Annotated in this window: 10 protein-coding genes; 6 read left to right on the top strand and 4 right to left on the bottom strand. The window is 42.0% G+C overall.

Annotation, left to right across the window (positions count from 1 at the left end):
• The first annotated feature begins 469 nt into the window (after positions 1–469).
• Together ACFFAP_RS13245 and ACFFAP_RS13240 are read left to right on the top strand one after the other, a co-directional pair.
• Entirely contained in the window at positions 470–1,303 is an 834-nt protein-coding gene (locus ACFFAP_RS13245; RefSeq protein ID WP_375511653.1) for a hypothetical protein, read from the top strand.
• Between the two features lie 179 nt (positions 1,304–1,482).
• Complete coding sequence (locus tag ACFFAP_RS13240; RefSeq protein ID WP_375511652.1) at positions 1,483–2,121, top strand: ThiF family adenylyltransferase; 639 nt, start codon at positions 1,483–1,485, stop codon at positions 2,119–2,121.
• Between the two features lie 321 nt (positions 2,122–2,442).
• Here the strand turns inward: ACFFAP_RS13240 and ACFFAP_RS13235 are convergent, their stop codons facing one another.
• From ACFFAP_RS13235 to ACFFAP_RS13225, 3 genes are all read right to left on the bottom strand, one after another.
• On the bottom strand, positions 2,443–2,724 hold the full coding sequence (locus tag ACFFAP_RS13235; protein WP_375511651.1) for a peptidase: 282 nt from the start codon (positions 2,722–2,724) through the stop codon (positions 2,443–2,445).
• A gap of 115 nt (positions 2,725–2,839) precedes the next feature.
• On the bottom strand, positions 2,840–3,265 hold the full coding sequence (locus tag ACFFAP_RS13230; protein WP_375511650.1) for a DUF4363 family protein: 426 nt from the start codon (positions 3,263–3,265) through the stop codon (positions 2,840–2,842).
• 162 nt (positions 3,266–3,427) lie between these two features.
• Positions 3,428–8,101 (bottom strand): GAF domain-containing protein, encoded by a 4,674-nt coding sequence (locus tag ACFFAP_RS13225; RefSeq protein WP_375511649.1) that lies wholly within the window; start codon positions 8,099–8,101, stop codon positions 3,428–3,430.
• 364 nt (positions 8,102–8,465) lie between these two features.
• Here ACFFAP_RS13225 and ACFFAP_RS13220 point away from each other — a divergent pair, with 364 nt between their 5' ends.
• The 4 genes from ACFFAP_RS13220 (at position 8,466) to ACFFAP_RS13205 (ending at position 13,012) form a co-directional block, all read left to right on the top strand.
• A complete protein-coding gene (locus ACFFAP_RS13220) occupies positions 8,466–8,789 on the top strand; it encodes a YnfA family protein (RefSeq protein WP_375511648.1) in 324 nt (107 codons plus the stop codon).
• A 505-nt stretch (positions 8,790–9,294) separates the two neighbouring features.
• A complete protein-coding gene (locus tag ACFFAP_RS13215; protein WP_375511655.1) occupies positions 9,295–10,725 on the top strand; it encodes an ammonium transporter in 1,431 nt (476 codons plus the stop codon).
• Positions 10,726–10,851: 126 nt separating this feature from the next.
• Entirely contained in the window at positions 10,852–11,685 is an 834-nt protein-coding gene (locus ACFFAP_RS13210) for an SGNH/GDSL hydrolase family protein (RefSeq protein WP_375511647.1), read from the top strand.
• Positions 11,686–11,803: 118 nt separating this feature from the next.
• Positions 11,804–13,012, top strand: coding sequence for a 4-hydroxy-3-methylbut-2-enyl diphosphate reductase (locus ACFFAP_RS13205; protein WP_375511646.1), 1,209 nt, complete (start codon positions 11,804–11,806; stop codon positions 13,010–13,012).
• A 413-nt stretch (positions 13,013–13,425) separates the two neighbouring features.
• Here the strand turns inward: ACFFAP_RS13205 and ACFFAP_RS13200 are convergent, their stop codons facing one another.
• On the bottom strand, positions 13,426–13,647 hold the full coding sequence (locus tag ACFFAP_RS13200) for a hypothetical protein (protein ID WP_375511645.1): 222 nt from the start codon (positions 13,645–13,647) through the stop codon (positions 13,426–13,428).
• Between the last annotated feature and the right edge of the window lie 113 nt (positions 13,648–13,760).

Raw genomic sequence — 13,760 nt, 5'->3', positions numbered from 1 at the left:
TTTATACTCTTTATTTGTTTTTTACGGGTATCTTCGGTTGGTGCAAGATATGAGTTTACCTCTTGTCTTGTAATCGGGAAAGTAGCATTTTTTTGTAGTATGTTGTATTATAATAATATCCTGTGTGCCCCAACTCGTGGAGCCTACATACTAGTACGAGAGGAAAGGTAACACTGCCAAATGCAGTGGGCGTGTGTGAACGGGGAGTACGAAGAACCTGGGAGGTAGGCTTAAAAGTAGCCATCCTTGAAAGAGTGTGTAACAACTCACCAGCAGAGTCCCTCTAGTAACTGAGAACACGCAATGCTCCACCAACTTGCACGCAGAATTATCTTAATTCGTAATACTTCGGCTTACCTCGGCTTCGCTCGGCACAAGTGCGAGAGTACAAGTTCGTAATTCGTAATTAAGAAAGTCAGATTTTATAGGGTTGCATCTGTAACCTTGTTTAAAAAAATTGGTATTAGTTATGATTAACATATTTAAGCTAATCAACCAAATTGCGATCGCAGAAGCACAGTTATATGCCACTCAATTCCTTGCACCCTGCGTCAAGGATGGACAGGTTCGCACACGGGTAGCTGGGATGGTCTACACCTTCAGTCCAAAGCCTAGTAAATTTGAAGGTTGGGGGATTTTTCAGCCTGTGGATGAGAAGACAGCAACGGTTGTGGAAGAGGCAGACTTGCCCCAAGTTGCAAAATACCTGCAACACTTTCCACAAATACGACTGCGGTTAGCACACCCACTGCAAAAACAAACTTGGTTAGCATATCCCGTGAATGAAGCAGATATGCGTCAACGGTTGAAAGTAGTTAAGCCGATTGCAGTGCATCTAGTAACCGAGGGCGTTACCTTTGAGCAAATCATTGCCCGATGGAATGGACAGTCTTGCTGGTTCGAGGAAGTCGATCGCCGTACCGATCCGGCAATTGTTGAAACTCTGCAATCTGCCGTCAAGCAACTCACTCCTGCTGAGGAATTACAGTTTAAGGGCATCACTCCAGAAATCCGCACAGTGTATGAATTAGCAACTCAGCGAATTGAGGGCTTTACTCAACCCCAACAGGATGAAAAGCGACTAAAAAAGGCATTGCAAACGGGTAGTGGTGAATTAAATCAATTTCACGATCGCGGTGATTATTGGACAGTTGATTGGACAACAGCTGATGGTGTTTGCCACAGTAGTGCGATCGCTAAAACTGATTTGACAGTTGTCAGTTCTGGTATTTGTTTGAGTGGACGCGATCGCGATTTTGACTTGCAATCCTTAGTAGGTGTGATGGAACATCAAGAGTGGTGATACCAATTTTTTATAAGCTTGCACTAAATGATTATCTCACTCTTCCTTGGCGTTCTTGGCGTTCAACTCTTGGAGACGCTGCGCGATGGCGGTTCGTTTTTCAAGATTAAGTGCATCTTCATGGAGAATTGATCTGAGTGTATTAATTACGAATTAAGAATTACGAATTACGAATTATTATGAGTATCTTTTTTCATGAACAGCTTTACCGCAGCAATGCTGTGATGGCAAAGCTAAAAAATTATTCTGTAAGAATTTGTGGGGCTGGAGCATTAGGAGCTAACATTGCGGAAAACTTAGCTCGGTCTGGTTTTGATAAACTTACAGTGATTGATCGCGATCGCATTGAGGAGCGTAACCTTTCAACTCAGCCTTACTACCGTTCTGATGTTGGAGCGTTCAAAGCGAAAATTTTGGCGAACAATTTATATCGAGCAATTGGTACTAAAGTTGATGCCAAAACAAAGGAGTTGACACCAGCAAATACAACTCAACTACTCAAAGACAGCCAGTTAATTGTCGATGTCTTTGACAATAGCGTGGCACGTCAAGCAGTGAAAGATTATGCTGAACAATTAAGCATACCTTGTCTTCATGCTGGGCTATCGGCTGATTATGCAGAAGTGATTTGGAATGACGTTTATCGCGTTCCTTCTGAGGTTAATAATCATGTCTGTAATTATCCCCTGACACGAAACCTAGTAATGTTAACTGTAGCTGTGGCGTGTGAAGCGATCATTTCATTCATTGCCACAGCAGAACAGCGTAACTTCACCATTACCCAAAAGGATTTGACTGTTCAATCTCTGTTTTTGTAGATTGCGTAGACGCTCTTAGCGGCTTGTCGCTAGCAGCCCTTTCAAGATGAATAACAATTTTAGACCAGAAATTCCTCTTTAAGCTCTTTACTCTGTGTTATCTGCGCCTAATAAAATTATAAAAATTACTTTTAAACATTATTAGGCACAGAGAAGCCAGTCCGCCCTTGCGGTTCCCCAACTTGTTCGCTCTTAGCGTTAAGGCAGGGTAGCAACTGGCGCGGCGCAGAGAGAAAAAAAGAGATTTTACTAGTCACCTTGAAAGGGCTAGTCCTAACCTTTTTGCTATGCGATCGCACGGGAAGTGAAATTATGTCTTTTCTAATCCTTCTGGGATTTTGGCCTTTTTCTACCAAACAAACTAGTCATACTTAATCCAGTAACCAACAATCCCAATAGTCCTAGTCCGTTCAAAATCGGGTAGATTCCCTGTAAACCAAATATTTCACCACGATGAATCGAAAGCAGTAGACTACGCCCTACTCCCAGGTTAGCTGACCACTCACCTACCAGCGTAGCTGCAATTCCAGTTAACAATGTTACAGCAAGCGGTAAAGCCAAAATAATCGCCAAAGTCCGGTGGTACTTGCGAAATGAACGCATTATCCAAAATCTCCAGTGGAAACTATAGCATTTTGCTACTTGTTCAAAGCCAGATATAAAGACTGTTTTCCTACTATCTTGTGTCTTTTGCCTCCTGCTTTATGTTAGCTTTACCTCACTTTTTAGAAACACTGGCGATATTTGTATCAAGTGTTTGTAACCCTTTAAGAGCTTTCGCTTTATCTTTTGCTTTCAGCGCACCCTTCACCTGGGTCGCAGCATCTTCAATTACATTATAGGTTTTTGAAGATTTAGTTTTGACACCATCCTCAACCTTAGACCAAGAGGTTTCAAACTTATTAAATTCCTGTTGAGCTTTGTCAAAGTTTCCGCCTTGCACCGCAGTTTTGGTATTTGAAACTACACTGACCAAAGTATTAAAACCTCCCTGTGTAGCAACAGCTGTTTTGGATACTGCTGTCCCCGCAGTGGTTTCAGTAGCAGCAGGAGTCTGGGTAGTAGATTTTTGATCGCTGTTGCATCCCACTAATGTCAGTAAGGCAATTACAGTAACGGGGATGATGTAGATTAAGCGTTTCATAAGACCTCTTGAATAATGATAAATCGCCAAATAGCGACGGTATCAGCTACTATATCAGCTAAAGTTGCTGGAGATGTAGGAAGATTTTATCCAGGTTCTGGTTCGGTTAATTTTTGCTGACACTTGCTGTAAAAAGGCTGTTTTTGCATGTTAATTGCAGGTTTATGCACCATCATTTTTGATTGGTAACAAGGTTAGATTTGTTACCTCGTTTCTGATTAAAAAATCTTGAATGCAGTTAACAAATTCTTTTAACTCTAAAATTAAGTTAGTAGTATTTCTAAGGTCTTGATGGTAAGCCAATTGTTCTAGTTTGTCAGATGCTAGGTACATAGCTGTGGCTCCAATGTTGGCACTAGCACCTTTCAGGTGATGAGCTTCTCGCGCAATTTGCCCAAAGTCATGAGATGCGATCGCTGCTTTAATTATCTCTAAACGAGGTTTAATATCTTCAACGCATACTTGCAATAGATTTAACTCAAATTCTGTGTCATTTCCCGATATCTGATGCAAGTGTTCCCAATCAATTGCTAGATCAGTGGTAACTGTCTGCTCATATACAACTGCCTCTTGTTTTGAAAGGATCACACCTGTCCAATGCTCTAGGGTTGCAGCCAATTTTTCTTTAAACACTGGCTTAGTCAGATAGTCATCCATTCCGGCATTGAGACACATTTCTTGATCTTCTTTCATCGCATTAGCGGTCATTGCAATCACTACAGGACGACGACGCAGAGCAAAAGTATCCTCTTGCCAACGATGAATTTCTTTTGTGGTTTCTAAACCGTCTAGAATTGGCATTTGGCAATCCATTAGAATCAAATCGTAAGGAATTTTTTCTAATAGCTGCAAAACTTCCTTGCCATTAGCAACGACATCGGCTTTGTAGCCCAAACTATCGAGTTGCTTCAAGGCTACTTTCTGATTTACCAAATTATCTTCAGCTAAGAGAATTCTTAACTTGGATTTAGTAGCGGGGTTAGGGGAAGAGGAGGTCAAAATGCCTGAATCTGGACTCTGGATTTCTTTAGTAGTCTTTAGCCAAGAGCCTTTAGCCCCTTGTTGTGATTTTGACCGAGTTTCTAAAATATTTATAATGGCATCAAGGAGTCGTGATGGCTTAATAGGTTTGACCAAATAAGCAGCAAATCCGATTTTGAGCGTCTGCTGCACTTGATCTCGTTGATTAGTAGAGGTGAGCATAATCAAAGGTATTTCAGCAATTGCAGAATTGGCTTTAATTTGTTCTTCTATTGTCATGTCATTTTTTATATCAATCAAGGCGACATCATAAGATTTCCTTTGCTCACAAGCTTTCTGAATAACTTTGAGAGCAGTAGCAATACTGTCAGCTTGATCTATCTGCATTCCCCAATAACTAGCTTGATGGGAGAGAATTTTGTAATTAGTGGTGTTGTTATCCACCAATAACAAGCGGCGATTGTTCAAAAGTCCGCGATCGCATTTTGGCAAAACAGGCTCAACAAGCTTTGTAAAAAGCACCTCAAACCAAAACTTAGATCCTTTCCCCATCTGACTTTCTACCCCAATCACTCCTCCCATTAAAGTCACCAGTTGTTTACAGATGGCTAATCCCAAACCGGTACCACCATACTTGCGAGTGGTCGAAGCATCCACTTGGGTAAATGGCATAAAGAGTTTGCGTTGATCTTCAGGGCTAATGCCAAGACCTGTATCTGTGATGGCAAAATGGATGGTGGCTGTAGTAGAGGTAAGCGTACGCAATTCGGCTTGCACTAATACTTCGCCAGCGCTGGTGAACTTGATAGCGTTGCTGATTAAATTCATGAGAATTTGCCGCAGCCTACCAGTATCTCCTTTGAGCTGGGTGGGGACATTATGCTCAATCAGTACGGCAATTTCTAATCCCTTGTTATGGGCTGAGGGAGCCAATAATTCCACCACTTCTTCTAGACAAGTGGATAGGTCAAAATCTAAAGTTTCGAGAGCCATCTCTCCAGCCTCAAGTTTGGAAAGATCCAAAATTTCGTTGATTAAACTTAAAAGGGCGTCTCCACTACTACGAATTATTTCAATAAAATCTCGCTGTTCTGGGTCTAAGGGAGTATCTAACACCAAACTGGTCATGCCCAATACAGCATTCATCGGAGTGCGAATTTCATGACTGATATTTGCCAAAAAGGCACTTTTAGCCTGAGAAGCTAATTCGGCTTGGCGACGGGCAATTTCAAGTTCTTGTCGCTGACGAGTTTCTGCTGCTAATAGTTGGGCTTGGGCTAAGGCAATACCTACTTGGTCGGCTATTTGCCGCAAAAGATGAGTTTCAAAGCTAGACCAGTGGTGGGAATCGTCACACTGATGAACTATGAGCAAACCACGAAGTTCTTCTTTGACAAGAATGGGCACAACCAAATTGACTTTGACCCCAAAATGTTGGATTAATTCCAGATGGTTTTGTTCGACTTCTGGCAGATCGAAGTTAGCTAGCCCTAAAATTTGTCCTTGACGGTACTGCTGTAGATAGTACTGCTGTAGATATTCGGCTCGAAAGTAGGGGGCGCTGATGTTTTGCTCTTTGATTGTTGGTAAGCCAGAAACTACTGCTTCAATAACGGTGGGTGCAGATTCATCAGGCAAAAGCTGATAGATTAAAACTCGGTCAGTCTGGAGAATTTTTTGTACCTCCTCGACAGTGATTTGGAGAATTTCTTCGATTTGCAAAGACTGGCGAATCTTAAGGGTGATTTCGGTAAATAATTGCGATCGCAAGTTTTGCCGTTGTATTTCTTCTTCAGCCTCTTGACGCTGGATAAATTGCCCCACTTGCTCACCGATAGAATTCATCGTTTTGATCAAATCTTGGTCAGGCGGTTGGATGTGACGGTTGAAGCAGGTAATCACACCAAGGATTTTGTGACCGCTACGAATCGGAAAACCAAAAGCTGCGTGTAGTTGTACTTGAGGGCTGATTTTGAAGCGGGAGAAACTGAGTTCTTTAACGATATCAGCGATCCAAACAGGTTCAGAACTAGCCCAAACCCGGCCAGGTAGGCCAATTCCTGGTGCAAAGGTGGTTTGCTGATTCAGAGCTGCAAACTCTTGCACTTCAAGGGATGCTTTATGCCACATATCGAGAAAACGCAGCACATTTGCTTGCTCATCCACCATCCAAATTTCACCCAAATCCCATGCCAAACTCTCGCAGATCCCTTGCAAGGTTTGGCGAGTAGCTTCGCTAATCGTGGCGGACTCTGCTAAAACGCGAGTTGCAACATATTGTGCAGTTAAATGCTGTTGTGCGCGTTTGCGATCGGTGATGTCAATGCCAGTGCCAACAATGTATTCCACCGATCCTTCATAGTTTTTTAAGAAGGTATTCGACCAGGCAATTAGTCGGCAGCTGCCATCCTTCATTACCCAATAGTTTTCGTTTTCTAACAAGCCTCTACCAGTTAGCAATTGCTCAAAAACTGCTTTGACTGACTCCACCTCTTCAGGAAGTAAGAACAAGTTCCAGAAATACCTACCCCTCACCTCATCGAAGGAGTAACCCGTTGTTTGCTCACAAGCTTGATTGAAGCGAACAATTTGCCCTTTGGAGTTAACAACTACTACTAAGGCGCTGGCTGTATCCAGGACTGCTGAGATAAAGTTGTGTTCTTGGTTTGAGGCTTCTTCTGTTCTTTTGCACTCAATGACCTCACGATAGATGAAGTAGTAGACTACAGCAAGAACGATAAAACTTAGGCATATGGCGATCGCAAGTGTCAGAATTGTGTTATTACTAGTGGCTTTTTTTGCTTGTAACTGCTGTTGGAGTCTTCCCCTTTCCTCGTTTTCCATCTCATTGATCGCCTTGCGGATATCATCCATGAGATTTTGTCGATCGTTTCTCACTAATACTTGTAATGCCGCCTCTAATCCCTTGTTTTGGCGCAAGTCAATAGTCTGTTTTAGTTCAGTAAGTTTAGCCGTTATTAGAAATTCAAGCGTAGCAATTCGCTTTTGTTGATTCGGTTGATCTGCTGTTAAACTCTTCAGTTTGGCAATTTCTTGATCGACGTTAGCAAGTGCTGCTTGATAAGGTTTGAGATAAATTTGTTTTCCAGTGAAGATGTAACTACTTTGTCTAGTCTCAGCATCCTTTATCTGGTACTGTAGTTTTTCTAGACTGTTGATTTTTTGAAAAATGTTTTTTAATATACTGCTATTATTAGTAGATACGCTTAGATTTTGATAAGAAACCACGCCAATCAAAACTAAAATTGCCAACGCTAAACCAAAACCTGCTGCAATCTTTTTGAAAAATTGCTTGCGTACCGTCTGCGCCTGTTTGCCTTTCTTGGTTATAAGTACCAAACTTGCTAAATTTCGGCGTAATTCCAGTTGTTTGATGACTTGACGGCCTAAGGTTCGTAATGCCTCCACTTGTTCTGGTGTAAGTTTTCGTGGTACGTAGTCAATTACACATAGGGTTCCTAGTGCATATCCCTCAGGATTAGTCAGAGGTACACCAGCATAAAACCGAATCTTTGGGTCAGATGTTACCAGTGGGTTGGTGGCGAACCTTTCGTCATCTGTTGCATCAGGCACAATAAAAACATCAGGCTGTAGAATAGCATGGGCACAGAATGCCAAATCTCGATGTGTTTCTAGGGCTTCCATTCCGACTTTTGACTTGAACCACTGACGGTTTGTATCAATTAAGCTAATTAAAGCAATAGGAGTTTGACAAATATACGATGCTAAACGGGTGAGGTCGTCAAAAGCTGCTTCAGATGGTGTGTCGAGAATCTTATACTCCAAAAGCGTCTCGATTCTCTGTGCTTCGTTATCAGGTAATGGTGCTTTCATCCTTATTCTGGGGATTAGGGACTCTTTACTGGGGACTCTTTACTGGAGATTGGGGACTTGTACTCTCGCACTTGTGCCGAGCGAAGCCGAGGTAAGCCGAAGTATTAGGGATTGGGGATTAGGGGGAATTATTAAAAAAGAAGTCTTTATCTTGTTTTTTCCCATTCCTTAGTACCTAGTACCCAGTCTCCAGCGATGCACTGAGCGCAGTCGTTGTGTCCCTAGTCCCCAGCGATGCACTGAGCGCAGTCGTTGTGTCCCCAATCCCCAATTTGTCAACAAACTTACTTTAATTAATGACAACACTTTAGTTAAAAGCGTTAGCGTAATTTCACTGACTTCGACCTTATTAAGAATTTGTTAAATGATTAAGTCCCTACTGTATTTTTTGTGGGCTGGTTTATTGGAAATCGGGGGCGGCTACCTGATTTGGTTGTGGTTGCGCGAAGGTAAGCCGTTCTGGTGGGGCATATTGGGTGGAATTGCTTTAGCTTTCTATGGGATTATTGCAACTCTCCAATCGGCAAATTTTGGCAGAGTGTATGCGGCTTACGGTGGCGTGTTTATCGCAATGGCAATGTTTTGGGGTTGGAAGGTAGACGGGGTAACTCCAGACCGCTATGACTTCATCGGAGCATGTTTAGCTTTATTAAGTGTTTTAATTATCATGTTTGCACCCAGAAGTTAAGTAAAATTTATATATTATTTTTGACCAATAACTTTTATAATATTGCCTTTTAGAGGGATAATAACCTCATCCAAAATTGCAAAGATTTTTTGGCAACTAACCTGTAATAATCAGCCATGTGGATATTTACGCATGTATGCGGGAGATATCAAGAGAAATCATCACATATTGGGCTAAATTCTCTGATAATTTAGAATAATTCTCAATTATCACAAGTATCTTGCTTTGTAACAGTAGGTAACTAAAAATTTGGAATTTTGTAGCGCTTGAATAAAATGCTATTCTTCAAAAAATAAACATGCAATCATTGCATGTCTACACCCTTATTTAAATCTTGGCAACTACGAACAGGATTATATTTTCGTTAACATTTCTAGAAAATTAAGGTTAAGTAACTTTCAACACAAAAATGTATAACTAAAAGTAATCAAATGTAGTTAAGTATACAAATCATTGGTGCTTAGGAAGAAAAAAAGTGTTGAAGAAAATTGTGATGATTGGGGCTATGACCCTACTGTTTTTAGGAGGGCCGCTGATGGGCAATGCTTTTGCCCAAACACCAGCTGCTCCACCTGCTGCTGATACTGGAGATACGGCATTTATGCTGATTTCAGCAGCACTGGTGCTGTTAATGACACCAGGATTGGCGTTTTTTTACGGTGGATTTGTGCGATCGCGCAATATCCTAAACACATTGATGATGAGCTTTGTGTTGATGGCGATCGTGGGAGTTACGTGGATTCTCTGGGGCTATAGTCTTGCCTTCGCGCCAGGTTTCCCATTTATCGGTGGATTGCAATGGTTCGGGTTGAATGGTGTTGGTTTAGAAACTCAAGGCTACTTGCCGCATTTGCCATATGAAAACGCCCTCAAAGCAGCAGACGCCAAATATGCTGATGTCGTCTCATACGCCGGAACGATACCCCACCAGGCATTCATGATCTACCAAGCCATGTTTGCTATTATCACCCCAGCCTTAATTTCTGGGGCGATCGTTGAGCGGATGAGTTTCCGCGCCTATTCGCTGTTTGTGCTGCTGTGGTCAACCTTTGTTTACGCCCCTCTGGCCCACATGGTATGGGCGAAAGGTGGATTTTTAGGTTTGTATGGTGGTTTGGGTGCCCTCGACTTTGCAGGTGGCACAGTAGTTCATATTAGTTCTGGGGTTTCTGCTCTGGTAGCAGCGATCGTCCTTGGGCCTCGGAAAACCCATCCCGATCGTCTTAGTCCGCCGCACAATGTTCCTTTCATTTTGCTGGGTGCTGCCTTGCTGTGGTTTGGCTGGTTCGGTTTTAACGCTGGTAGTGCCCTATCTGTTGCTAGTGGAACTTCTGGTGACTTAACAACAAATTTAGCAACAACAGCCTTTGTTGCCACCAATACGGCGGCGGCGGCGGCAGCTTTAATGTGGCTAATTTTGGAAGCAGTTTTACGGGGTAAACCGACAGCCGTGGGAGCGGCTACAGGAGCCGTTGCTGGTTTAGTTGGCATCACTCCCGCCGCCGGATTTGTCACACCGCTATCAGCGATTTTAATTGGTTTCATTACCGCTTTTGTTTGCTTCTATGCTGTGAGTTTTAAGCACAAGCTAGAAATTGACGATGCTTTAGATACCTATCCGGTGCATGGTGTTGGTGGTACAGTGGGGGCAATTTTAACAGCCATCTTTGCCACAACTCAAGTCAACGGCGGAGGTAAAGACGGGGTGCTACGTGGTAATTTGGGTGAATTGGGAGTTGAACTAGCAGCAATTGCCGTTGCTTATGTGATCGCAGGTGTTGGCACGTGGATTATTCTCAAGGTTATCGATGCTACAGTCGGGCTGCGAGTTAAAGAGGAAGCTGAATTGCAAGGTTTAGATATCAACGAACATGGTGAAGAAGGTTACAACTCCGAGTTTGGCGATCGTCCCACTTACCCACTTACTAGGGAGTAGGGAGTAAAGAGTAGGGAGTAGGGAGTAGGGAGTTATTATTCTTCCCCACTCCCCAGTTTAAGATTGTGTAATTTGCGATCGCTAGCGTTAAAATTTGATTCAAATAATTGGTAAATTTCGCTAGTCGTGTCTACATCTGCAAAAACCTTTCCTATCTGGGCATTTTTCTCGCTGTTAACCAACGGCATCCTAATGTTAGCGGTCATCCTGCTAATTTGGCAACAGCAGAGATTGTCCGCTTTTTTTGGGATAATAACATCCCCAGAGCCAATCAGCCTGAACAACTCACCCGAAATTGCTACACCTGATTTAGGTCGTCGTCACCAACTCTCTTACCAACAGTGGGTAGACATCCTCATGCAAGAAGCCAAGGTAGCCGCAGATCAACGTCCTCCGCATTTAAGCATCTTGGTGGGAGATTCTTTGAGTTTGTGGTTTCCGCCTGAGTTATTACCCGAAGGTAAAAATTGGCTTAATCAAGGAATTTCTGGCGAAACCAGTAATGGACTCTTGAAAAGATTGAAGATATTTGACCGCACTCAGCCAGAGGTGATTTTTGTGATGATTGGCATTAATGACCTAATTCGGGGAATGAGCGACAGGGTGATTTTAGATAATCAGCGTCAAATTATCAATTACCTACGACAGACGCATCCTACGGCGCAAATTGTTGTCCAATCGATTTTGCCACATGGGGCAGAGGAAGCAACCTGGAAAGGACGAGATAAACTATTGGCTGTTGCCAATAGTCGCATTCGTGAGTTGAATCAGCAACTGCAAATTATTTGTAACAAAAAAGGTGTCAAATATCTCGATTTACATCCCCTGTTTACCAACAAACAAGGTAATCTTCGCCGCGAATTTACTACTGATGGCTTACATTTAAGTCCTGAAGGGTATATAGTTTGGCGTTCTGCATTGCAGATTTATGGCGAGATCGAATTAAAACCCCAGCGTTAACGTCCTTCACGGGAAAAGGGTAAAGGACAAAAAGAAGTAATATCTTTGAATACAACTTTGTATAAATCGCGTCTGGGCGCGAGAAAATAAAAAATAGTGGTTTAAGTAAACAAATCTAATGGATACAAAAGCTTTTAAGCGCAGTCTGCAACATTCAGAAAATTACAATCGCAAGGGGTTTGGTCATCAAGCAGAAGTTGCCACCCAGTTGCAGTCTGAGTATCAGAGTAATTTGATTCAAGAAATTCGCGATCGCAATTACACTCTGCAACGAGGTGATGTGACAATCCGACTAGCACAAGCCTTTGGCTTTTGCTGGGGTGTAGAACGCGCTGTGGCAATGGCCTACGAAACCCGCCAGCACTTCCTTACAGAACATATCTGGATTACTAACGAGATTATCCACAACCCTTCTGTAAATCAGCGAATGCAGGAGATGGAAGTAGAATTCATCCCCATTGAAGGAAAGAATAAAGACTTTTCTGTTGTTGGAACTGGTGATGTAGTCATATTACCCGCTTTTGGGGCTAGCGTTCAAGAAATGCAGATACTTCACGATAAAGGCTGCAAAATTGTTGATACAACTTGTCCTTGGGTATCTAAAGTTTGGAATACAGTAGAAAAGCACAAAAAAATCGATTATACATCAATAATTCACGGTAAATATAAGCACGAAGAAACAGTTGCTACTAGTTCTTTTGCTGGCAAGTATTTAATTGTGTTGAATTTGCAAGAAGCAGAATATGTTGCTAGCTATATTATCAATGGTGGGAACCGTGAAGAATTTCTGACAAAATTTGCTAAAGCTTGTTCAGCAGGATTTGACCCCGATCAAGATTTAGCAAGAGTTGGTATTGCCAACCAAACCACGATGCTTAAAGGCGAAACTGAGCAAATTGGCAAGCTTTTTGAGCGGACTATGTTGCACAAGTATGGCCCCACGGAGTTAAATCAGCATTTTCAAAGCTTTAACACCATCTGTGACGCCACCCAAGAACGCCAAGATGCCATGTTGGAGTTAGTAGAAGATAATTTAGATTTGATGGTAGTAATTGGTGGGTTTAATTCATCGAATACTACTCAGTTGCAACAAATTGCTTTTGAGCGGGGAATTCCTTCTTATCATATTGATACTGTTGAACGCCTCAAATCAAGATATTCTATTGAACATCGGCAATTAAATGGGCAGTTAATAACTACAGAAAACTGGTTACCAGAGGGAGAAATTGTCGTGGGAATTACTTCTGGTGCTTCCACGCCAGATAAGGTAGTAGAGGATGTGATTGAGAAAATTTTTGCAATGAAAGCAACAGCAGCGCTGGTTTAACAGCGATCAATTATTGATTTCATCTCTTGGCAAAACACCACACAAATATTAGTTATTAAGTAAGTAAGCAAGTTCGTAGTAAGGACTAAATTCCTTACTACAAACTATCAAAACTAGCTTGACAAAATACTAGTGTTCACTGGTAACTGATAACTACATCGGCTAAAGAATGATATTATTATCCAATCCGCGTCTCATACTCATCATGTGACCCAATCCAGATCCAGTAATAATCCTCGCCGTTCTTTAGTGCTAGTGCGCGATATCCACAACTAATCCTGACTGACCATAAATCATTTCCTACTTTTTTGAAATGCAAAGACGGATGAAATTGATTATTAATCCAAAGACGATACGCCTTTCTAGCTTGCTCTTTAACTTCAGTTTAAAGTGCAGCATAAGAGCGCCAAAAATCAGGGGTTGTTAAGGATTTCATCTAACGGTTTCACCCGATTAGCTTCAATATCTGCTTTTGCACGCTGGACTAACCGATCCAATCGACCCGATTTTGCATCTGCTTCAATTTGCTTGTCCCAAGCATGATTGAGATATTCTTGGAGCCAGTTCGATAGATCCCGTATTTCGCCTTCAGACAGTTGCATAATAGCGGCTTCTATTTCTGGGAGTGAGTTCATCCTGTTATCCTCAATCCAGCACTATGCACTCTATATTACCAAAATTGACGGAATAATTCAGAATTAGAATTAGTGTCAAGTCTTAGTTATGAAGTAATAATTATTAATCATGA

It is taken from the genome of uncultured Nostoc sp. (assembly GCF_964245575.1).
Classification (GTDB): Bacteria; Cyanobacteriota; Cyanobacteriia; order Cyanobacteriales; family Nostocaceae; genus Nostoc.
This window is presented reverse-complemented; position numbering and strand designations above follow the sequence as displayed.

Bases quoted from the DNA above. Each gene is read 5' to 3' on its own strand.
- ACFFAP_RS13245 (WP_375511653.1), top strand. From the start codon at position 470: ATGATTAACATATTTAAGCTAATCAACCAAATTGCGATCGCAGAAGCA.
- ACFFAP_RS13240 (WP_375511652.1), top strand. From the start codon at position 1,483: ATGAGTATCTTTTTTCATGAACAGCTTTACCGCAGCAATGCTGTGATG.
- ACFFAP_RS13235 (WP_375511651.1), bottom strand. From the start codon at position 2,724: ATGCGTTCATTTCGCAAGTACCACCGGACTTTGGCGATTATTTTGGCT.
- ACFFAP_RS13230 (WP_375511650.1), bottom strand. From the start codon at position 3,265: ATGAAACGCTTAATCTACATCATCCCCGTTACTGTAATTGCCTTACTG.
- ACFFAP_RS13225 (WP_375511649.1), bottom strand. From the start codon at position 8,101: ATGAAAGCACCATTACCTGATAACGAAGCACAGAGAATCGAGACGCTT.
- ACFFAP_RS13220 (WP_375511648.1), top strand. From the start codon at position 8,466: ATGATTAAGTCCCTACTGTATTTTTTGTGGGCTGGTTTATTGGAAATC.
- ACFFAP_RS13215 (WP_375511655.1), top strand. From the start codon at position 9,295: ATGACCCTACTGTTTTTAGGAGGGCCGCTGATGGGCAATGCTTTTGCC.
- ACFFAP_RS13205 (WP_375511646.1), top strand. From the start codon at position 11,804: ATGGATACAAAAGCTTTTAAGCGCAGTCTGCAACATTCAGAAAATTAC.
- ACFFAP_RS13200 (WP_375511645.1), bottom strand. From the start codon at position 13,647: ATGAACTCACTCCCAGAAATAGAAGCCGCTATTATGCAACTGTCTGAA.